Raw genomic sequence first — 21,162 nt, 5'->3', positions numbered from 1 at the left:
CGGATCAGTTGCCGCCCTTCAAACCCATCAGCGCTGCTGCAAACGGGTTGTCGGGATCGATCGCCTTTTCCTTCTTCGGAGGCCGGGACGAGAAGGACTTTGCGCCCTGCGGCTTGCCGCCCTTCTTGCCTTGCGGCTTGCGACCGTCCTGAGGTTTCCCACGCGGCTTGCCTTTGCCCTGCCCCTGCTCGCGGCGCGGGCCGCGATTTTGCTGGCGCTGACGGCCCCATGTGAAGGTGTAGAACACCTCGACCTCGGGTTCGTCATTCGCGGGTTCTGCGGCCGGAGCCTCGGTGCTTTCGGTGGCCTCGGCTGGCGCCTCGGCGGGTGCGGCAACCTCATCGGTCGGAACCTCAGCTACCGGGGTTTCTTCGGCGGCGGGTTGTTCTGCCGCTTCAGTCACAGGGGCCTCAGCCGGTGTGGCTTTGACCTTTTCACGCTCGCCGCGTTCGGCCTTGTAGCCCAAGCCCTGCATCAGGTCCGCGAACTGGTCCAGCGTCATACCAGTGATCGAGAGCATGTCGGGTTTGGCTTCAAAGCCGCCCCGGCTGTCCTCAGAGCGCAGCATATCGGCCAGACGTTCCAGCATGTCGATCCGGATCGAGCGCTCGCCCGCATCGCGGTAGCCGCACATGGTATCGTAGCCCTGCGGTGCATCCTTTGCGACCGGTACAGTAACCAGACCCGGAGGCGGTGCCTCGGGGAATTCCTGCAGACCACTGGACAGTGCCCAGAGAACCAGGCGCAGGCGAGTGGGCGCAGGTTTCAGCAGCAGGGGCATGAAGATGGTGAACTGACCAAAACGGATGCCGTGCTTGCGCAGCGCGCCACGGGCATCCTGATCCAGATCCTTGACCTCTTGCGCGACCTGCGCGCGGGGCAGCACGCCCAGCGCCTCGACCATACGGAAGGCAAAGCCTTTCGCCAGACCGGACAGTTCCTCGTCTCGAGACAGGTTAAGCAGCGGTTCGAAAAGTGCGGCCACTTTGCGGTCGATGAAGTGCTGCAGACGGCGCTGCACCTTCTGTTCGACGTCCGGCCCCGCGGCCTCATCCACAAAAACCTCGACCATCGGCTTGAGAGGCTCGGCCCCGGCAACCAGTTTGCCGACAGCGTATTCGCCCCACATCAGGCCGCCCTGATCAGTGAAATCAATTTCGGTATCGGGTGCATTGTAGAAGCGATCGGCACGCAGATGGAATTGCGGCGCGAGTGCTTGCAGCGAGGCCGACTTGAGCGCTTTCGCCTCAGCCCCTTGCGCGCTTTTGTCCGGTGTAAACCGGAACCCTTCCAGACGACCGACGAATTCGCCTTCGACGGTCACTTCACCCTTGTCATTTACTTCGGCCAAAAGGGCCTCCTTCTGTTTGAGCCGGCGCAACAACACCGAGGTGCGCCGGTCCACAAATCTTTGCGTCAGACGATCATGCAGAGCGTCCGACAACCTGTCTTCTACAGTGCGCGTTTCCTCACGCCAATGCGATTCGTCACGGACCCAGCCGTTTCGTTGCGCAACATATGTCCAAGTGCGAATATAAGCCAACCTTTTGGACAGCGCATCAATATCCCCATCCGTGCGGTCGATCCGGCGGATTTGCCGCGCCATGAAGTCATCTGGGATCGCGCCGCGTTCGTGCAGATGGCCGTAGATCACCTCGAGCAGATTGGCATGTTCCGAATGGCTAATGCCCCGAAAATCGGGAATTCGGCACACATCCCATAGCAATCGGATCGATGGGCCATCGCTGGCGCGGGCCGCGACCTCGGTCACTTGCGACAGCGATTTCAACACGTTCAGGTCATCTGCAGGGCGGGCCTTGGTCAGATGTTCGTCATTCGGGCTGACCTCTAGCGAGTCGATCAGCGCGTCCACTGAGCCGAAGCGAAGGGCGGCATTCCGCCAGTTCAGCTTTTTCATCGGCGTAAAGCGGCTGTCCATGATCGCCTGCGCGACACCTTCGTCCAATGGCGGGGCCTCGCCAGTCACGCCGAACGTGCCATCCGACATACCCCGGCCTGCCCGGCCCGCGATCTGGGCCAACTCATTCGGGGCCAAGGGGCGCATCCGGCGACCGTCGAATTTGGTCAGGGACGAAAACGCCACGTGGTTCACATCTAGGTTCAGGCCCATCCCGATGGCATCGGTGGCAACCAGATAGTCGACCTCACCATTCTGATAGAGGTCGACCTGCGCGTTCCGTGTGCGCGGGCTGAGTGCACCCATGACCACGGCCGCCCCACCCTTTTGGCGGCGCAGCAGTTCTGCGATGGCATAGACGTTTTCTACCGAGAACCCGACAATGGCGCTTCGCGGGGGCATTCGGCTGATCTTTTTCGATCCCGAATACACCAGCTGAGACATCCTCTCGCGCCTTACAAACTGCGCCTCGGGCACAAGTGCCGCAATCGGTCCGCGCATGGTGTCGGACCCCATGAACAGCGTCTCGCTCGTTCCCCGCGACCGCAGCAACCGGTCGGTGAAGACGTGTCCGCGTTCGGGATCCACGCAGAGCTGAATTTCATCAATCGCGACGAAATCTGCGCCCATGCCTTCGGGCATCGCCTCGACCGTGCAGACCCAATACTGCGTACGCGGCGGTACGATCCGCTCCTCGCCGGTCACCAGCGCCACGACCGAGGGGCCGCGAATGGCGACTATCTTGTCATAGACCTCACGCGCGAGCAGACGCAGAGGCAGGCCGATAACACCAGTCCGATACCCCAGCATGCGTTCGATCGCGTAATGAGTTTTACCTGTGTTCGTTGGGCCAAGTACGGCCACTACTCGGGATGACCCGCTCACCTTTGCCCCCTGCGCCTTCCGACTTACAGCGCCTTGCCTTCAACCTGAGGCTTCAGCCGATTCATGGCATTGGTTACTTCTTCATGATGGGGATGTATAGCCAACGCGCGGGAATAAGCCTCAAGCGCCTGATCGGGTTTGCCGACCACCTCGAAGATCAGGCCCAGACCGTAAATGGCCTGATAGTTGTTCGGGTTGAGGGTCAACGCGTGTTCCAGATCGGCGGCGGCCATTCCAAACCGGTCGATGCCGAAAAAGGCCGAGGCCCGCGCGTGCCAGCCTTCGGCAAATTCGGGCGCGTGGTCGGTCAACGCGGTGAGATGTTCGATTGCGGCCTCGATATCGCCATCATCCAGCGCTTCGCGCCCCCGCTCAAGCAACAGATCAGCCGAGGCCGAGCCCGATTGCGACCACAGCGCCTGCAACTGACGATCCAGACCGATGGCTTGTTCCGGTGTTGCCTGCGCAAGTTGCCGCAACAGCGCTTCTTCGTCGCGGGAATCCGCTTGTTGCGCTCCACCACTGGTGGAAAACATGACTAGAACGGCAAGTGCCGCAACGGTACCTTTGAGATTGGTGATTGCAATACCCATAACAATGGTCAGTGTAGCGTTGCGACCGAGGATGTCCATTCACGGCGCATAAACAATATGAGGAAAAGCATGAGCGAGATTCTTGAAAAGGCTGCGGCCGCGCTGAACGAAAAGCTGGCCGGTGGTGGCTTTGATGCGTCCGCCAAGTTTGCAATCGCCGATTTGGGCGCAATTGTTCTGGATGGCGACGGCGCCCGCGTCAGTGATGACGACGCCGATGTGACACTCAGCGCGGATGCGGACACGTTCGAACAGATTCTCAGCGGCGATCTGAACCCGACCGGCGCGTTCATGTCCGGCAAGCTCAGCGTTGACGGTGACATGGGAATCGCCATGCAGCTTGCATCGGTTCTGGCCTGATGGAGTACTCGCCGGCCCCCTTTTATGATGATGTGGCCGGCGACCCGGCCGGTGGTACAGCCCATTGGCTCCACACCGCCGACGGCAAACGCATCCGTGTCGGGCATTGGCTGCCCGAGGATGCAAAGAACGGCACGGTATTCCTGTTTCCGGGCCGCACCGAGTATATCGAGAAATACGCGAGCACCGCAGGGGAATTTCTGAATCGCGGATTTGCCGCCCTCGCCGTCGACTGGCGCGGACAGGGTTTGGCCGACCGCATGCTGGACGAACCCCGCATCGGGCATGTCGATAAATTCACCGATTATCAACATGACGTCGCCGTGGTGCTGGAGCTGGCTGAGACACTGGATCTGCCGCGCCCGTGGTATGTGATCGGGCATTCGATGGGCGGTGCCATCGGCCTGCGTGCAGTCATCCAGAACGATTGCTTTGAAGCCTGTGCGTTTACCGGGCCGATGTGGGGCATTTTCTTTGTCCCGCTCATGAAACCCCTCAGCCGTCTGACCGCCTATTGGGGCACGGCGCTGGGATTGGGGGAACGCACCCCACCGACCACTTCTTTGACCAGCTATGTCCTGGCGGAACCGTTCGAGGGTAACTCGCTGACGCGCGACCCGGACATGTTCAAGATGATGCAAAATCAACTGAAGGCGCACCCCGAACTGGCGCTTGGTGCCCCGTCCAACCAGTGGTTGCGTGAGGCGCTCAGCGAATGTGAATGGCTGATGGAGCAACCGGCGCCGGACACCGCGTGCCTGACCTATCTGGGCAGCCACGAACAGATCGTGGACCGCAAGGCGATCCGGTCTCGGATGGCGAACTGGCCCAATGGTCGCTTGGTCGAGATCCCCGATGGTGAGCATGAGGTGCTGATGGAGGCACCCGAGGTTCGCAACCCGGTTCTGGACGAGCTGACAGCGCATTTCCTGGCAAATCGCCCCTAGGACGTCCGCACGGCACTGATCTTGACTGGCGGCTTGTGATCCGGGCGCGCCAGCCCTAGATGTTTGGCAACAAAGCTAATCAGAGGTGTTCCATGCGCGACCTGCCCTTTCCCGTCCGTGATGCAAATGCAGTCGGCGGTGCCGATAACCTTGGCAACTTGCCCGAATGGGACCTGACCGACCTCTATGCCTCGGAAGAGGCGGCCGAGCTGACGCGGGATCTGGACTGGCTCGAGGGCGAATGCGCCTCCTTCGCCTCGGACTACGAAGGCAAACTGGCCGATCTGGACGCCGCAGGCCTGCTGACCTGTGTGCATCGCAACGAAAAGATCAACGCCATCGCCGGGCGGATCATGTCCTTCGCCGGTCTGCGCTACTACCAACTTACGACCGACGCCGATCGCGCAAAATTCCTGTCGGACATGCAGGAAAAGATCACCGTCTTCACCACCCCTCTGGTGTTCTTCACGCTCGAGATCAACCGCATCGAAGATGACGTGCTGCAGGCGCATTTCGCGGCCAATACAGATCTTGCGCGTTATGAGCCTGTCTTCCGCCGCATTCGCGCGATGAAACCCTATCAACTGTCTGACGAGCTGGAGAAATTCCTCCACGACCTGGGCGTTGTCGGTGACGCGTGGGAGCGTTTGTTCGACGAAACCATCGCGGGCCTAACCTTCACCGTCGACGGCGAAGAGCTGAACATCGAAGGCACCCTCAACCTGCTGACAGAACAGGACCGTAGCAAACGTGAGGCGGCCTCGCGCGAGCTGGCCTCAGTGTTTCAGGAGAACATCAAAACCTTCGCCCGCGTACACAACACGCAGGCCAAGGAAAAGGAAATCGTCGACCGCTGGCGCAACATGCCAACCGCTCAGACCGGTCGCCATCTGTCGAACGACGTAGAGCCCGAAGTGGTCGAAGCCCTACGCGAAGCAGTGGTCGCCGCCTACCCCAAGCTGAGCCACCGTTACTACGAGCTCAAACGCAAATGGTTGGGTCTGGACGTGATGCAAGTCTGGGACCGCAACGCGCCGCTGCCCATGGAAGACACAAGAATCGTCGGCTGGGACGAGGCCGAAAAGACGGTGATGGATGCCTACAACGCGTTTGATCCGCGCATGGGTGAGATCGCCTCGCCCTTCTTCTCGAAAGGTTGGATCGACGCGGCGGTGAAGCCGGGTAAAGCGCCCGGCGCCTTCGCCCATCCAACCGTGACCGATGTCCATCCTTACGTGATGCTCAACTATCTGGGTAAACCGCGCGACGTGATGACCCTCGCACACGAACTTGGCCACGGTGTCCATCAGGTACTGGCGGCAGATCAGGGCGAGATGCTGTCCTCGACCCCGCTGACACTGGCCGAGACCGCTAGCGTGTTTGGTGAAATGCTGACCTTCCGCAAAATGCTGGACAAGGCCGAAACCAAGGAACAGCGCAAAGTGCTGTTGGCCGGCAAGGTCGAAGACATGATCAACACGGTCGTCCGCCAGATCGCCTTTTACGATTTCGAATGCAAGCTGCACGCCGCCCGCCGCGAAGGCGAGCTGACCCCGGACGACATCAACGCCCTGTGGATGAGCGTTCAAGCGGAAAGCCTCGGGCCGTCATTCGAGTTCATGGAAGGGTATGAAACGTTCTGGGCCTATATCCCCCATTTCGTGCATTCCCCCTTCTACGTCTACGCCTATGCGTTCGGAGACGGCCTCGTGAACGCGCTTTATTCGGTCTACGAAAGCGGCGCTGAGGGGTTCGAGGACAAGTATTTCGAGATGCTGCGCGCCGGTGGGTCGAAACACCACAAAGACCTGCTGGCTCCGTTTGGCCTGGACGCCAGCGACCCACAATTCTGGGACAAGGGCCTGTCAATGATCTCGGGATTCATTGACGAACTGGAGGCGATGGAAGGCTGATCACTCCTGTTTCTTTGTCGTCAGGAAGACTGCAGCCACGATCAAAATAGCTCCTAGGGCCGCTATCGGTGTAATCGCGGCCCCCAGAAACAGCGCCGAATTGATAAACGTGAAAACGACAGAAGCGGCAAACATCAACGTTGCCGTCAAAGTCGATACGCGCGCTGCGGCCTCGTACCAGAGGTAGTAGGCCATCGCAGTCGGAAGGACGCCCAGTAGGATCAGAAAGATCACATCTTTCGCCGTCGGGGTTTGCAGGGAATACGCAGCCAATGGCAGCAACAGTACGCCCGCGCAGACAAAAATTCCGAAAAGAAAGTTCAATCGCTCGGCCGTTGAGGTCGAATTGCGCATGGCCCGGCTACTTGAAACCAGAAACACGGCCCAACTAAGCCCTGCGCCAATTTCCAAAAGATCACCGAACAAAGGCTCTCCACCGCCCTGAAAATCGCGGAACACGGTCAAGAACACCCCAGAGATCGCCAGTATCGTAGCGATTACATCCACGCGCGTAACTGGTGTATCTGCAAAGAAATAAAGGAAAAGCAGCACAAAAAACGGGGCGGTGGTTTCCAGTACCATGGCGTTGGCGGCACCTGTGTATTCCAGCCCTACGTGAAACAGGATATAGTTCACGACTGTCGACAGTACGGCCAGCCGAAAGTTCCAGTCTTTGTGCTCAATCGAAACGGGCACACGCATGACCCGCAAAATGCAATAAACCGCTAGTGCCGCGATGAACAAGCGGGTCACCGCGATCTGTAGTCCACCCAAATCGCTCGTCAGATAGCGCACGATTACACTATGCGTGCCCCAGAGAAACGCGGCTAGAAACCCAAGTAGCAACCCGTTCTGCATCAATGGTTGTTTTGCAGTAGAGTTAGGCATCCTGCGCCTGGCCTACTTTAACTGGCTGTCTTTTGATCCGCGTCGGTTAATGCCTGACCGCTGTTGATAGGTCCCATCCCTATCCTGCTGACAGTCCAGACACAGTTTGACGCCGGGCAGCGCTTGGCGACGTTTTTCGGGAATGGGTTCCTCGCATTCCGCGCAATGGGTCAGGCTTTCGCCTACGGGGCGCTTTTGCGCCTGCATGCGGGCCAGTTCGTCGGAAATCGACGCCTCGATCTGTTCGCTGACCGCACCATCGCGGGCCCAACCTCCGGCCATGACACCTCTCCTTTTATGGATGAAGCATAGGATACGCGCGCTGGACGATCGCTGGCAAGTCAGAGGGGAGCGGCATCCGCGAACACGCGATCAATCATCTCTTGCGTCCCGCGCGAGAATTCCAGCGGGCATGGATAGGCCACCCCGCCGCGGACCGAGCGACAGAAGGCCTCAACCTGTAGTTTGTAGTGATCGTCGCCGGGGAACCGGGTCACCTGAACCTCAAGCCCCGGTCGGTGCAGCTCGACCCGGGCTTCACCGAACACCCGTGCGTTGAACGGGGCGGTCAGGCGGATGACACCGCCTTCGCCGTGAAACACCATCTCTTGATGCGGATGCATCCGGATCGAGACGTAGGCCGAATAGGTAAAGCCCAGGAATTGCGCACGAATTTCGGTGAACGTGTCGATGCCGTCCTGCCAACGGATCGCGGATTGAACCGCAGAAGGCTCCTGCCGTGTGGCAAACCGCGCGCCACCGATGACATACACCCCGATATCCCGCAGCCCGCCCCCGCCGGTTTCTGCACGATTGCGAATGTTCGTGGTTTCCTCACGATTGTCGAAACTGAACGCGCCTGTCACATGGACCAGCTTACCAATGGCGCCATCGGCGATGAGTTTCTGTACGAACTGCCACTGAGGGTGATGCACGATCATATAGGCCTCAGCCGCCAGCAAACCTGTCTGATCGCGCTTTTCGATCAACGCATCGAACTCTGCCGCCTGCATTGTCATCGGCTTTTCACACAGCACATGTTTGCCCGCGTCCAGCGCCCTCAGGCTCCATTCGACGTGCATGTGATTTGGCAGAGGGATATAGACGGCCTCGATCTCGGGATCATCCAGCAGCGCGTCGTAGCTGTCATAGACGGTCAGATCGGGGCAAAAGGCCTGAAAAGGCTGGGCCTTGGCCGCGTCCGAGGTCGCTAGCCCGGCCAACCGCGCCCCGTCTGCGGCGTGAATTGCAGGCGCCATATATTGCCGCGCAAATTTGGCAGCCCCCAGAACACCAAATTGAACCGGTTTCTGCATCGCTCTCTCCCTGATCAGGCCATTTAGATGTGCCGCTGACTCAAGACCGAGGCGGGGCAAGTGTCAACAAACGATGCAAAGAGGATGAGGTATCCGGCGCAGCACTTTGATTTTCATCATTATAAAAAACAGCCCGCAGGTATCTGCGGGCTGTGCGATCCTTGGATCTAGCGGGTAGTTAACATACCCTTCTCGCGGGCCAGATCGCGCATTTTCTTTTGAAGTTTCTCAAAAGCGCGGACCTCAATTTGACGGATACGCTCGCGGCTCACATTGTATTGAGTGCTGAGCTCTTCCAAAGTCACCGGCTGATCCATTAGGCGGCGCTGGGTGAGGATGTCCTTTTCGCGATCATTCAGCACCTCAAGGGAGGCTGCCAGCAGCTCACGCCGGGCGTCCAGTTCATCACGGGCTTCGTAGTCGCCCGCCTGATCGGCGTCTTCATCCTCAAGCCAGTCCTGCCACTGCATGGTGCCTTCGCCTTCGGACCCGACGGTCGCGTTTAGCGAGGCATCGCCGCCGGACATACGCCGGTTCATGCTGATGACCTCTTCCTCGGTCACGCCAAGATCATTGGCGATCTGAGTGACGTTTTCAGGGCGCAGGTCGCCCTCTTCCAACGCACCGATACGGGCCTTGGCCTTGCGCAGGTTGAAGAACAGCTTTTTCTGCGCCGAGGTTGTGCCCAGCTTCACCAGCGACCAAGACCGCAGTATGTATTCCTGGATCGAGGCGCGAATCCACCACATTGCATAGGTCGCCAGACGGAAGCCCTTTTCCGGGTCGAACCGTTTGACCGCCTGCATCAGGCCCACATTGGCCTCGGAAATAACCTCGGCCTGCGGCAGACCGTAGCCGCGATAGCCCATGGCAATTTTGGCCGCCAGACGCAGATGCGACGTGACCATTTTATGAGCGGACTCGGTGTCCTGCTCTTCGACCCAGCGCTTGGCCAGCATGTATTCTTCTTCCGGCTCCAGCAGAGGAAACTTGCGAATTTCCTGCATATAGCGGTTCAGGCCGCCCTCAGGCGTCGGCGCGGGGAGATTTGCGTAATTTGCCATTTTGATGTCCCTCCGACAAATGTTTAGCTCTTTAACATACGATATGGGTAAGGAACCCATCCCTTTCAAGAGGTACCGTTAACAGTTTGAAATTAAGCTTGGGTAAAGGAAAGCTAAGAAACTCTTACTCACAGGAGTTTGTGTATTATGACAGAGGGGTGCGCAGCGTTTCAATCAGGTCCTGCATGTCCGGCGGCAGATCCGCTTCAAATCGAAGGTTTTCGCCTGTTACCGGGTGTTCAAAGCCCAAAACGGCGGCATGTAACGCCTGACGCGGAAAGGCGCGTACGGCCTCAGAGGTTGCCGCACTGAACGCCTTGGCCGCCAATTTGCGTTTGCCGCCATAGACCGGATCGCCGACCAGACCATGACCTGCATGGGCCATGTGCACGCGAATCTGATGTGTACGCCCTGTTTCCAACCAGCATTCCACTAGTGCCAGCCCCGCCGGGGCACCAAATGTATCGACCACGCGCGCGCGCGTCACCGCGTGCCGTCCTCCGTGAAACAGAACCGCCTGTTTCTGACGGTCGGTCTTGTGCCGGGCAAGCTGAGTGGTCAGGCGCATGATGTTGCCCGGCTCGAAACTGACACCTTTGACACCCCGCAAGCGCGGATCATTGGCATCCGGCACCCCGTAGCAAACCGCTCGGTAATAGCGTTCAACACTATGCGCCTCGAATTGCGCTGCCAGCCCGTGGTGAGCTGCATCCGACTTGGCGACCACTAGAAGCCCACTGGTTTCCTTGTCGATCCGGTGGACAATGCCAGGTCGTTTGATCCCGCCAACCCCGGACAAGTCTGCCCCGCAATGATGAAGCAACGCATTCACGAGCGTTCCACTCGGCGAACCTGGCGCAGGATGCACGACCATCCCGGCGGGTTTGTTCACCACAATCAGCTCGTCATCCTCGAAGACCACATCCAGCGGGATATCCTCGGGGCCGATATGGCTGTCTTCGGCCTCAGCAACCGTGATGACCACCATGGCTCCTTCCGCCACCTTGGCCTTCGGATCGCGCACCTCAGCGCCCTCGACCAGAACCGAACCTTCCTCGATCAAACGCGCCAGACGGGTGCGTGACAGGTTTTCCTCGGCTGGAACATCCCGCGAAAGCGCCTTATCAAGGCGAGGCGGCGGAGCGGCCGCGATCTGAAACTCAACCTGTCGGGTGCCCATGACTGTCCCTTCCGAACCCCAAGAAGAACCGCAGGAAACGCCGCAGCTGAGGCTGCTTCGGCGCATGGTCATGTTGCTGACCGCGGTGATGATTGGCGGGGTTCTAGTTACATTCGCACTGATTGTCATCCGGCTATCGGACCGAACCCCAACCCTGCCCGATCAGATCGAACTGCCAGATGGCGCCAAAGCACAAGCGGTAACGATCGGGAACAACTGGTATGCCGTCGTTACCGACGACAACCGCATCCTGATCTTCGACAAAACCACCGCGAAACTGCGGCAAGAGATAGTGCTGGAACCCTAGGCACCCTAGGCGTCGGCTTGTTCAAAAACTTCCGCAAAGGTCTTGTGTAGCGCGGTATCCACGTCGGACATGGTCACCGGCAACCCCAGATCAACCAGCGATGTCACGCCGTGCTCCCGAATGCCGCAGGGCACAATGCCCGAGAAGTGGTCCAAGTCAGGCTCGACATTGATTGAGATGCCGTGAAAGCTGACCCATTTGCGCAGGCGCAGACCAATAGCGGCGATCTTGTCTTCCGCGGGTTGTCCGGTGATTGTCAGCGGTTTGTCGTCTCGCTGCACCCAAACGCCAACGCGCCCATTGCGAATCTCGCCTTTGACGTTGAACTCATCCAATGCGGCGATCACCCAGGTCTCGAGCTGCTTTACAAACAGGCGCACATCACGGCCTCGTTTGTTCAGGTCGAGCATGACATAGGCGACGCGCTGACCGGGGCCGTGATAGGTGTATTCCCCGCCACGCTTGCTTTCATAGACAGGGAACCGGTCAGGGTCGGTCAGATCCTCAGAGCGCGCAGACGTACCCGCTGTGTAAAGAGGCGGGTGTTCCAGCAGCCAAACGCATTCCTCGGCCTCGCCTGCCGCAATAGCCGCTACACGCGCCTCCATAAAGGCGACGGCCTCTTGGTAGTCAGTCAGCCCGTCTGAGATCTTCCATTCCATGCTTGCCTCATACCGTGCCGGTCGGTTGGGGGAAAGAGGTCACGCGGCCTCTTCCAGACATTGCTTGAGGACATTGGCGTATGTCTCGACCCCTTGCGCCCCTGTAGTCAGGTATTTCCCGGCGAACACCATCGAGGGCACGCCGGAAATGCCGCGACTGGTCCAGAATTGCTGTTTCTCCCGCACCGAGGCCTGATGATCCCCGGATGCCAAAGCCGCCCGCGCGGCTTGCGGGTCCAACCCGGCCACCTCAGCCGCGTCTGCCAGTACATCGATGTCAGAAACATCCTTTTGATCCGTGAAATATGCTTCGAAAAGCGCAAGCTTCAGGGGATGCTGCCGCCCCTGCCCCTCGGCCCAGTCCAACAACTGATGCGCCTGGAAAGTATTCACCATGCGGCTGTCGTCGGTGAAATTGAAAGCAAAGCCAAGCTCTGCCCCAATCGAGGTCAGCCTCTCGCGCGCCTGCGCGCTTTGCTCGGCGGTGCTGCCGTATTTCTCCATGATGTGGTCGCGCAGGTTCTGCCCTTCGGCTGGCATCTGCGGGTTCAGCTCGAACGGATGCCACCTGAGCCGTGCGAGTACGTTTTGCTGTTGCAACGCCTGATCAAGCTGTTTGAAGCCGACGATACACCAAGGACATACAACATCAGAGACAACATCAATCTGAACAACGGGGCGGGTATCCGGGGTGGTCATCGGTGGCTCCTACAGGGTGGTTGGCTGATACACATATGAATGCCGGTGCTGAATTTAAACCAACGCGCTTTTGCCTCTTCACATCCGGGTTCCAAGGGTCTATACGCCGCGCTACCAAGTCATTGGCAGTGCGGTCGTGGCGGAATTGGTAGACGCGCAGCGTTGAGGTCGCTGTGGGGTAACACCCGTGGAAGTTCGAGTCTTCTCGACCGCACCAACAAAAACAATAGCTTGGCCGCTTCCCCTCGATGCTGCGACTGTTCTTTGTAAATGAAAAGTAGCTTTGCGCCCGTCTTTGACGGATCACCATTGCCGCGCCTTTGTTTTCTGACTGTCGCACAACAAAACGACTTTAGCGCCAAGAAGGTTGTTCCAGGCACCCAGATACGCGGTCTTGTTTGGAAGGCTGAAGGACTGGCGGCGCATGGCAATAGGGTAGGACTAGAGCCCCAAGGCATTGTTGTCTGCGACCTCGTTCGTCGCACTCTTTTCTTAATGGCTATTGGTCCTGAGCCTAGCGCCTCAAATGCCCTGATCGAATCGCCGAGGCACCCAAATCCAGGTACAATCCCTGCGCACGCGCCCCTCTGTTTCCAAGCTGCAGCTATCGGTCATTTCAACCCTGCAATATTCGACAGCAATTGTGGCCATTTAAGTAAAAGCTTAACCAAATTCCATTAAACCGGCATACATTCGCCCGGTTAAAGAGTAACATTGTCCTACCAGTCTTGAGTGAGTGGTATGTTAACCGGTAACCCGGATCTGCTCCGGTGACCCGTAATGTGTATGAGTACGAGTCTGCCGTTCCGACCCCAAATCGGAACGGCAATTTCGTTCCGGGTTATGTTTCAGGTGCCTAGGGCGGCCCAATACCCGAATGTTCTAAGCCTAGAGCGCCGCCTTGATCTGTTCAGCGTGTTTGGCGATCGCTTCGAAATCCCCCATCTTGCCGGGTGCGCGCAGGGGTTCACCTTCATGTCGGGGCAGAATGTGAAAATGTAGGTGGAAGACCTCCTGCCCGCCTGCGGCTTCGTTGAATTGCTGAATCGTCACCCCACCGGCGTCGAACGCCTGCTTGGCAGCACGTGCCAGTTTCTGAACGGTTGCCATAACGGCATTCAACTGCTCGGGCGTGGCGTCCAACACGTTGCGGCATGGGGTTTTCGGGATGACCAGCAGATGACCATCGGTGCGGGGCATGATGTCCATGAATGCCAGCGTCTCATCATCTTCGTATACGCGGGTCGAGGGGATTTCGCCGCGCAGGATTTTGGCGAAAATATTGTCCGGATCATATGCTGACATGTCGGGCCTCTGAATTTGCAATGGGTTCAAAGGAGTTCTGCGGTTCGAACGTGCGTCGGTCAAGGCGGAACTCGGCCGATTCAGGCTGACGAACCTGCGTGACCTCTTGAAAGCTGGGATGAAATAGCCAGATTCGACCCATCGATGATCTGAATTCGCGGCGCAGCGCTCTGCCCGCGACAATTATTCTTGATCCAGATCAAACTCGGCCATTGAAGGCAACCTCAACGCAATCTAAAACCAGCAGTAATCCCGCGCACCGGAGAGGTCTGGTTGCGCGGCGTAGTTGCAACAGGAGGCACCTAAAATGGCAGACGCAGCCATTCATGGCCACGATCATGAAGACGAGCGCTCGTTCTTTCAGCGCTGGTTCATGTCGACCAACCACAAGGACATCGGGATTCTCTACCTGATCTTCTCGGCTATCGCCGGGTTCATCTCGGTGGCGATGACCGTTTACATGCGGCTTGAGCTGATGCACCCCGGTGTTCAGTACATGTGCCTGGAAGGCTTCATGGCCGATCCGTGTACACCCAACGGCCATCTGTGGAACGTGATGATCACCTATCACGGTGTTCTGATGATGTTCTTCGTTGTCATCCCTGCCCTGTTCGGCGGATTTGGCAACTATTTCATGCCGTTGCAGATCGGCGCGCCGGATATGGCGTTCCCGCGGATGAACAACTTGTCTTTCTGGCTGTATGTCGCTGGTACCTCTCTGGGTGTGGCCTCGCTGCTCAGCCCCGGCGGTAACGACCAGCTGGGTTCAGGCGTGGGCTGGGTTCTCTACCCGCCGCTGTCCACGACCGAGGGCGGCATGTCCATGGACCTCGCGATCTTCGCCGTTCACGTCTCGGGCGCGTCGTCGATTCTGGGCGCGATCAACATGATCACCACCTTCCTGAACATGCGTGCCCCGGGCATGACCTTGTTCAAGGTGCCGCTGTTCAGTTGGTCGATCTTCGTCACCTCTTGGCTGATTCTGCTGTCGCTACCCGTTCTGGCAGGTGCGATAACCATGCTGCTGATGGATCGCAACTTTGGCTTCACCTTCTTCGATCCGGCCGGTGGCGGCGACCCGATCCTGTATCAGCACATCCTGTGGTTCTTCGGCCACCCGGAAGTCTACATCGTGATCCTGCCCGGTTTCGGCATCATCAGCCACGTGATCGCGACCTTCGCGCGCAAGCCGATCTTCGGTTACCTGCCGATGGTCTGGGCAATCATCGCGATCGGTGTTCTGGGCTTCGTCGTATGGGCGCACCACATGTACACCGTTGGCATGTCGCTGCGTCAGCAGGCCTATTTCATGCTGGCCACTATGGTCATTGCGGTTCCGACTGGTGTTAAGGTCTTCTCGTGGATCGCGACCATGTGGGGCGGCTCGATCGAGTTCAAGACACCGATGCTGTTCGCCTTCGGATTCCTGTTCCTGTTCACCGTAGGCGGTGTGACCGGTGTGGTTTTGTCGCAGGCCGGTATCGACCGTGCCTATCACGACACCTATTACGTCGTGGCACACTTCCACTATGTGATGAGCTTGGGTGCCGTCTTCGCGATCTTCGCTGGCGTCTACTTCTACTTCTCGAAGATGACCGGTCGTCAGTACTCGGAGTTCTGGGGCAAGGTTCACTTCTGGATGTTCTTCATCGGCGCCAACCTGACCTTCTTCCCGCAACACTTCCTGGGCCGTCAAGGCATGCCGCGCCGCTATATCGACTACCCTGAGGCATTCGCTCAGTGGAACTTCGTGTCGTCGATCGGTGCCTTCGTGTCCTTCGCTTCGTTCCTGTTGTTCTTCGGCATCGTGTTCTACGCCCTCTTCCGCGGCGCAAAGGAAACGCGTCCGAACCCGTGGAACGAGTACGCGGATACTCTGGAATGGACCCTGCCTACACCGCCGCCCGAGCACACGTTCGAGCAGCTGCCAAAGCAGGAAGACTGGGACAAAGGCCACGCGCACTAAGCCCAAACTGAGAAACAAAGAAACCCCGCCATCCCGGCGGGGTTTTTCTTTGCGCACTTACCTTTTGGAACAACACATCGCCAGATCGGGCAAAATAGGCTATTCTGGTAAGGGAAACTCATCCGGCAATCCGGGGAGGGTCCAGATGCCCGAAATTGACTTTTGGTATTCGATCGGCAGCACATACAGCTTTCTGACGATCATGCGCCTTGATGATTGGTGTGCCGAAAACGACGCCTCAGTGCGTTGGCGGCCGTTCAACGTGCGCAGCGTGATGTCCGAACAGCAGAACGTGCCCTTTGCCGGCAAGCCGGTGAAATCTGCCTATATGTGGCGTGATATCGAACGCCGGGCGGCCAAGTATCACATCCATGCCAAGCTGCCCGCGCCCTACCCCATTTCGGACCTGCCTCTGGCCAATCAGATCGCCCTACTCGGGATGAATGAAGGTTGGGGCAAGGATTTCACCCAGAACCTCTACCGGATCTGGTTTGAAGACGGCGTCGAGGCAGGCAGCGAGACCGCTCTATCCGAGGCCCTTTTGCGGTGCCAGCAAGATCCCCGCCTTGTCCTTTCCCGCGCGCGCGGCCCTGATGCCGTTGCGGCGTTGGAGGTTGAAACCGAACACGCAAAACGCCTCGGAGTCTTCGGCGCACCGAGCCTTGTCGTAAGAGGCGAGGTTTTCTGGGGTGATGACAGATTGGACGATGCGTTGTCATGGGTTCGGGTTGGCCACGTCGTGTGATCTTTATCCTTAGACAGCACATAACTTTGCGCTAGTTTTCCGCTATGCCCTACCAATGGAATCATACCTCGGACACAGAACAGGAATTGCGCCTCTGGCCGCATAACTCATTGCCCCCACGCGGCGCGATGATCGTGATCCTGTCGGTCTTCACCTTCGGCCTTATTCCCGTTCTGGCCATGCTGGGCTCGGTTGTCTTGTGGGGGTTGCTGCCCTTCCTGTTGTTGACAGTTCTGGGCCTTTGGCTCGCGATCCAGACGAACTACCGAGCGCGCAGCGCGGTCGAGGTTCTGACCCTCAGCGGCTCGCAGGCGCGTCTGGTCCATCAGTCTCCGGGAAAACAGCGTCAGGAATGGTCTTGCAACAGGTATTGGGCCCGCCCCGAGATGCATGAAACCGGTGGTCCGGTGCCGCACTATGTGACCCTGATCGGAGCCGGTCGCGAGGTCGAGATTGGCGCGTTTCTGTCCGAGGATGAACGGATCACCCTCTATGACGACCTGATATCAAAACTGCGCGGACCAGCCGCGCAGTAAAGGGGTTCAATCTCAGCAGTCGCCGTTCGACGCGGCGCATAGATGGTCTTTAACCATCGGTCCGACCTTGCCGAAATCCATCTGACCGGTGTAGCGCGTCTTCAACTCGCCCATCACCTTCCCCATATCGCGGATCGAGCCCGCTCCGGTCGCGGTGATGGCGGTCTGAATCGCTTTCGAGACCTCATCTTCATCCAGCTGCTTGGGCAGGAATTCCTCGATCACCGAGACTTCCAGCAATTCCCGTTCTGCCAGATCCAGACGTCCGCCCTCTTCATAGGCGCGGGCGCTTTCCTTGCGCTGCTTGGTCATTTTACCAAGAATTTCAAGAACCTCGGCGTCGCCGCAGCCCTTGGCCTCTTCGTTTTGCGAGCCGCGCGCGGCGATATCGCGATCCTTGATCGCAGCATTAATCAACCGCAGAGTCGACAGCCTCTCGGCCGCCTTGTCTTTCATCGCTTGCTTCAGGGCGGCATTCACCCGTGATCGCATGTCCATATGGTTTGTCCATCCCCATGACAAAGGAACCCCGAACATATCCAAACAAAAAGCGTGATACAACAGGGGGCGAATACCACTAACCCATTGAAAAATAACAATAGCCCAAAAAATGATCAGACTTGACCCGAACGTATAACCCCCTTAGGTATGCGCCGATTTACCTGCAGGAGAGTTGCGCCATGGCCCAGAACGCCCCGTCCAAGCCCACCGCATGTCTGGCTTTGGCCGACGGAACTTTGTTCTACGGAATGGGCTTCGGCGCCACCGGACAAACCGTGGCCGAGCTGTGCTTCAACACCGCCATGACCGGCTACCAAGAGATCATGACCGACCCCTCCTATGCCGGTCAGATCGTCACCTTCACCTTCCCGCATATCGGCAATGTCGGCGTGAACCCTGAAGACGATGAAACCGGTGATCCGGTAGCTGCTGGCATGGTTGTCAAGTGGGACCCGACCGAGCCGTCGAACTGGCGCTCGGCTGAAGAGCTAAAGGGCTGGCTGGAGCGTCGTGGCCGTATCGCGATAGGTGGCATCGACACCCGCCGCCTGACCCGCGCGATCCGCCAGCAGGGTGCGCCGCACGTCGCATTGGCCCATGACCCCGAAGGCAACTTCGATATCGAAGCTCTGGTTTCCGCCGCGCGCGGCTTTGCGGGGCTTGAAGGGATGGACCTCGCGAAAGACGTCACCTGCGCCCAAAGCTACCGCTGGGATGAGATGCGTTGGGCCTGGCCAGACGGCTACCAGCGGCAAGAGGCCCCTGCCCACAAGGTTGTCGCCCTTGATTTTGGCGCAAAGCGCAACATCCTGCGCTGCCTGGCGTCGGCCGGATGTGACGTGACCGTTCTGCCAGCAACCGCGACAGCGGCCGAGGTTCTGGCCCATGAGCCCGACGGTGTCTTCCTGTCCAACGGCCCCGGCGACCCGGCGGCCACGGGCGAATACGCCGTGCCGATGATCAAAGAGATCCTCGACACCACCAAACTGCCGGTATTCGGCATTTGCCTTGGTCACCAGATGCTGGCCTTGGCGCTTGGCGGGCAGACCGTCAAGATGAACCACGGCCACCACGGCGCAAACCACCCGGTCAAGGATCTGGAAACCGGCAAGGTCGAGATCACCTCGATGAACCACGGATTTGCGGTCGACGCGCAGTCGCTGCCCGACGGGGTGGTTGAAACGCACCGTTCTTTGTTTGACGGCTCCAACTGCGGCATCCGCATGACAGACCGCCCAGTGTACTCGGTGCAATACCACCCCGAGGCCTCCCCCGGACCGCAGGATAGTTTCTACCTGTTCGAACGTTTTGCCAGCGCGATGGCGGATGCAAAAGCAAAGGCATAAACACCAAAATTCCGTGTGTTTATCAGAGTTAACCGCGCGTTAACCTTAGTCGTTCAACCCTGACCCCAGCAAAAGGCGTCGGGGTTTTTTCTTTTATGGTTGATTTGAACGCACAACAAATCTCTGCAACAGATCCGGTCCCGTCGCCTGAGCTTCGCAAACCCGTAGGTGCGTGTCTGGTTGATGCCGGAGTGATCACGCAGGACCAGCTGGATCACGCGTTGAACCTTCAGGCCCGCCAGAACGCTCCGCTCGGAGAAATTCTGGTGAGTGAGGGCTGGGCCAGCCGCAAGGATGTACTGGCCGCTTTGTCCGCGCAAACCAATCTGCAGATCGCCGATCTGGCTCAAACACCGCCTTCTGCTGAGCTAAGCACGCTCAAACCCATGGAGTTCTGGCTGCGGCACAATGTGATCCCGTGGCTGCGGATCGGTCCGCTTCTGTTTGTCGCCACCGCACGCCCGGATCGCTTTGCCACGGTGTCGGCCGAAATGGCGGGCTGCGATTTAACCATCGTTCCGGTTGTCGCCGCTGCCGATCAGATCGACCGCTCGATTGCGCAGATCTTCTCGGACCAGTTAGCCCAAAACGCCGAGGCCCGCGTGACCGAGGATCAAAGCTGCCGCACTTGGACCGCCTGGAGCCGGACCCGCAGCGCGAGCATTGTGGTGCTGGCGCTGCTGGCTTTCGTTTCGTTTCCGTTGACCGGGATGGCCGTTCTGGCGACGGCGGCTGTGGTGTCGCTTCTGCTGTTCATGGTCATGCGGTTCTCGGGCCTCTTGGCTTTTGCCCACCAAAACTTGCGCCCGCAGCCTGCCCCCTCCTCGCCGGTGACCGCTCTGCGACAACCCTGCGTGTCGATCATGGTGCCTTTGTACAAAGAGCGTGAGATCGCAGGCGCGTTGATCCGGCGACTTCAGCGCCTGACCTACCCCAAAGCGCTGTTGGACGTGATTTTGGTGCTAGAGGAAAAGGACGATGTCACACGGGACACATTGTCAAAGGTTGACCTGCCCAATTGGATCCGAACCATCGAAGTGCCCAAGTTGAACGGCCTGACCACCAAACCTCGCGCCATGAACTACGCATTGGATTTCTGTCGGGGCGACATTCTGGGGGTTTGGGATGCCGAGGACGCCCCGCAGCCCGATCAGATCGAGCGGGTCGTTGATCATTTCACGCAGGCCGCGCCCGAAGTCGTCTGCCTGCAAGGCGCGCTGGACTACTACAACCCGCGCACCAACTGGCGCTCTCGCTGCTTTACAATCGAATATAACAGCTGGTTCCGCGTTATTCTTCCGGGGATCGCCAAACTGGGTTTCGTGGTCCCTCTGGGCGGCACGACCTTTTTCTTTCGCCGCGACAAGCTGCTGGAGCTTGGCGGATGGGACGCCCACAACGTGACCGAGGACGCCGATCTGGGCGTGCGCCTCTGCCGCGCCGGCTACCGGACCGAGATCGTTAACACTACCACCTTTGAAGAGGCCAACTTTCGCGCCTGGCCTTGGGTCAAGCAACGCTCGCGCTGGCTCAAGGGGTTCATGGTCACCTACCTTGTCCATATGCGTGCACCCTTGCGCCTGCTGCGAGATCTGGGGCCGCCGAAATTCATCGGTATTCAGGCATTTTTCTTGGGTACGGTCGGGCAGTTTTTGCTGGCCCCCGTCTTGTGGATGTTCTGGCTGACCACGCTGGGGCTGAACAATCCGTTCCTACAGGTGCTCCCAATGCAGACCTTCAAAACCCTGATCTGGCTGTTTTTGGCCGCAGAAGCGTTGAACTTCATAATCGGCGTCATCGCCGTCTGGGCGAAAGAGCGACGGTTCCTGCTACCCTGGGTCCCTACGATGATCCTCTATTTCCCGCTCGGGGTCGTGGCGGCCTACAAAGCATTGTGGGAACTGGCCGCCAAACCGTTCTTCTGGGACAAAACCCAACACGGGCAGGCCTCAGAGGACCTGCCGCCGCAGGACGCCTAGATCGCTTTGCGTTTGATTTGAATCGAAATACGCTGCCTCTCCCTACGGTCGA

At 58.7% G+C, this 21,162-nt stretch carries 20 protein-coding genes and 1 tRNA gene; 10 read left to right on the top strand and 11 right to left on the bottom strand.

All coding sequences use genetic code 11. From position 1 onward, the window contains the following. Nucleotides 1-4 precede the first annotated feature (4 nt). Both ACR0C3_RS03555 and ACR0C3_RS03550 read right to left on the bottom strand, forming a co-directional pair. Nucleotides 5-2,803 carry a helicase-related protein gene (locus tag ACR0C3_RS03555; RefSeq protein WP_480757180.1) on the bottom strand — a complete coding sequence of 933 codons (2,799 nt, stop codon included), beginning with the start codon at nucleotides 2,801-2,803 and terminating at the stop codon, nucleotides 5-7. Between the two features lie 23 nt (nucleotides 2,804-2,826). Further along, a complete protein-coding gene (locus ACR0C3_RS03550) occupies nucleotides 2,827-3,435 on the bottom strand; it encodes a tetratricopeptide repeat protein (RefSeq protein WP_170469968.1) in 609 nt (202 codons plus the stop codon). Between the two features lie 30 nt (nucleotides 3,436-3,465). Here ACR0C3_RS03550 and ACR0C3_RS03545 point away from each other — a divergent pair, with 30 nt between their 5' ends. The 3 genes from ACR0C3_RS03545 to ACR0C3_RS03535 all read left to right on the top strand — a co-directional run bounded on the left by ACR0C3_RS03545 (nucleotide 3,466) and on the right by ACR0C3_RS03535 (nucleotide 6,616). Continuing rightward, on the top strand, nucleotides 3,466-3,756 hold the full coding sequence (locus tag ACR0C3_RS03545) for an SCP2 sterol-binding domain-containing protein (protein WP_170457946.1): 291 nt from the start codon (nucleotides 3,466-3,468) through the stop codon (nucleotides 3,754-3,756). Then, nucleotides 3,756-4,703: an alpha/beta hydrolase gene (locus tag ACR0C3_RS03540; RefSeq protein WP_480757178.1), complete on the top strand. Its 948-nt coding sequence runs from the start codon at nucleotides 3,756-3,758 to the stop codon at nucleotides 4,701-4,703. The genes ACR0C3_RS03545 and ACR0C3_RS03540 overlap by 1 nt, the downstream gene beginning before the upstream one ends. A 92-nt stretch (nucleotides 4,704-4,795) precedes the next feature. After that, nucleotides 4,796-6,616 carry a M3 family oligoendopeptidase gene (locus tag ACR0C3_RS03535; protein ID WP_480757176.1) on the top strand — a complete coding sequence of 607 codons (1,821 nt, stop codon included), beginning with the start codon at nucleotides 4,796-4,798 and terminating at the stop codon, nucleotides 6,614-6,616. Here ACR0C3_RS03535 and ACR0C3_RS03530 read toward each other — a convergent pair whose 3' ends face one another. The 5 genes from ACR0C3_RS03530 to ACR0C3_RS03510 form a co-directional block, all read right to left on the bottom strand. Then, nucleotides 6,617-7,474 (bottom strand): DMT family transporter, encoded by an 858-nt coding sequence (locus ACR0C3_RS03530; RefSeq protein WP_480757175.1) that lies wholly within the window; start codon nucleotides 7,472-7,474, stop codon nucleotides 6,617-6,619. It abuts the gene before it with no gap. Between the two features lie 42 nt (nucleotides 7,475-7,516). After that, on the bottom strand, nucleotides 7,517-7,786 hold the full coding sequence (locus ACR0C3_RS03525) for a DksA/TraR family C4-type zinc finger protein (protein WP_170469981.1): 270 nt from the start codon (nucleotides 7,784-7,786) through the stop codon (nucleotides 7,517-7,519). 59 nt (nucleotides 7,787-7,845) lie between these two features. Then, nucleotides 7,846-8,820, bottom strand: coding sequence for a Gfo/Idh/MocA family protein (locus ACR0C3_RS03520; RefSeq protein ID WP_480757174.1), 975 nt, complete (start codon nucleotides 8,818-8,820; stop codon nucleotides 7,846-7,848). A 167-nt stretch (nucleotides 8,821-8,987) separates the two neighbouring features. Further along, a complete protein-coding gene (gene rpoH, locus ACR0C3_RS03515; protein ID WP_170469987.1) occupies nucleotides 8,988-9,884 on the bottom strand; it encodes an RNA polymerase sigma factor RpoH in 897 nt (298 codons plus the stop codon). Between the two features lie 145 nt (nucleotides 9,885-10,029). Further along, complete coding sequence (locus tag ACR0C3_RS03510; RefSeq protein ID WP_480757172.1) at nucleotides 10,030-11,064, bottom strand: RluA family pseudouridine synthase; 1,035 nt, start codon at nucleotides 11,062-11,064, stop codon at nucleotides 10,030-10,032. Between ACR0C3_RS03510 and ACR0C3_RS03505 the strand changes: the two genes are divergently transcribed. Further along, entirely contained in the window at nucleotides 11,063-11,371 is a 309-nt protein-coding gene (locus ACR0C3_RS03505; RefSeq protein WP_170487624.1) for a DUF6476 family protein, read from the top strand. The two genes, ACR0C3_RS03510 and ACR0C3_RS03505, sit on opposite strands and share 2 nt — an antisense overlap. Nucleotides 11,372-11,376: 5 nt before the next feature. Here the strand turns inward: ACR0C3_RS03505 and lipB are convergent, their stop codons facing one another. Together lipB and ACR0C3_RS03495 are read right to left on the bottom strand one after the other, a co-directional pair. After that, on the bottom strand, nucleotides 11,377-12,033 hold the full coding sequence (lipB, locus tag ACR0C3_RS03500; protein ID WP_480757171.1) for a lipoyl(octanoyl) transferase LipB: 657 nt from the start codon (nucleotides 12,031-12,033) through the stop codon (nucleotides 11,377-11,379). 39 nt (nucleotides 12,034-12,072) lie between these two features. Next, on the bottom strand, nucleotides 12,073-12,732 hold the full coding sequence (locus tag ACR0C3_RS03495; protein WP_480757170.1) for a DsbA family oxidoreductase: 660 nt from the start codon (nucleotides 12,730-12,732) through the stop codon (nucleotides 12,073-12,075). A 130-nt stretch (nucleotides 12,733-12,862) separates the two neighbouring features. On the opposite strand from ACR0C3_RS03495, the gene ACR0C3_RS03490 reads away from it, so the two are divergent. Further along, nucleotides 12,863-12,949: transfer RNA gene (locus tag ACR0C3_RS03490), tRNA-Leu, on the top strand. A gap of 671 nt (nucleotides 12,950-13,620) precedes the next feature. On the opposite strand, the gene ACR0C3_RS03485 is transcribed toward ACR0C3_RS03490, so the two are convergent. Further along, nucleotides 13,621-14,037, bottom strand: coding sequence for an HIT family protein (locus ACR0C3_RS03485; RefSeq protein ID WP_480757168.1), 417 nt, complete (start codon nucleotides 14,035-14,037; stop codon nucleotides 13,621-13,623). Nucleotides 14,038-14,344: 307 nt separating this feature from the next. On the opposite strand from ACR0C3_RS03485, the gene ctaD reads away from it, so the two are divergent. The 3 genes from ctaD (at nucleotide 14,345) to ACR0C3_RS03470 (ending at nucleotide 17,284) form a co-directional block, all read left to right on the top strand. Then, nucleotides 14,345-16,003 carry a cytochrome c oxidase subunit I gene (gene ctaD / locus ACR0C3_RS03480; RefSeq protein ID WP_170470015.1) on the top strand — a complete coding sequence of 553 codons (1,659 nt, stop codon included), beginning with the start codon at nucleotides 14,345-14,347 and terminating at the stop codon, nucleotides 16,001-16,003. Nucleotides 16,004-16,148: 145 nt separating this feature from the next. Next, complete coding sequence (locus ACR0C3_RS03475; protein ID WP_480757166.1) at nucleotides 16,149-16,748, top strand: DsbA family protein; 600 nt, start codon at nucleotides 16,149-16,151, stop codon at nucleotides 16,746-16,748. 44 nt (nucleotides 16,749-16,792) lie between these two features. Next, nucleotides 16,793-17,284, top strand: a complete 492-nt coding sequence (locus ACR0C3_RS03470; protein WP_480757164.1) for a DUF2244 domain-containing protein — start codon at nucleotides 16,793-16,795, stop codon at nucleotides 17,282-17,284. 12 nt (nucleotides 17,285-17,296) lie between these two features. Here ACR0C3_RS03470 and ACR0C3_RS03465 read toward each other — a convergent pair whose 3' ends face one another. After that, the gene (locus ACR0C3_RS03465) at nucleotides 17,297-17,782 is read right to left on the bottom strand and encodes a GatB/YqeY domain-containing protein (RefSeq protein WP_170457931.1); all 486 of its coding nucleotides are present in this window, start codon (nucleotides 17,780-17,782) and stop codon (nucleotides 17,297-17,299) included. 182 nt (nucleotides 17,783-17,964) lie between these two features. Here ACR0C3_RS03465 and carA point away from each other — a divergent pair, with 182 nt between their 5' ends. Both carA and ACR0C3_RS03455 read left to right on the top strand, forming a co-directional pair. After that, nucleotides 17,965-19,131: a glutamine-hydrolyzing carbamoyl-phosphate synthase small subunit gene (gene carA / locus ACR0C3_RS03460; protein ID WP_480757162.1), complete on the top strand. Its 1,167-nt coding sequence runs from the start codon at nucleotides 17,965-17,967 to the stop codon at nucleotides 19,129-19,131. 95 nt (nucleotides 19,132-19,226) lie between these two features. Continuing rightward, complete coding sequence (locus tag ACR0C3_RS03455; RefSeq protein ID WP_480757161.1) at nucleotides 19,227-21,110, top strand: glycosyltransferase; 1,884 nt, start codon at nucleotides 19,227-19,229, stop codon at nucleotides 21,108-21,110. Nucleotides 21,111-21,162 lie beyond the last annotated feature (52 nt).

This window comes from Ruegeria sp. CK3, assembly GCF_056536565.1.
The sequence above is the reverse complement of the archived record's forward strand: the minus strand, read 5'-3'. Positions and strand labels throughout refer to the sequence as shown.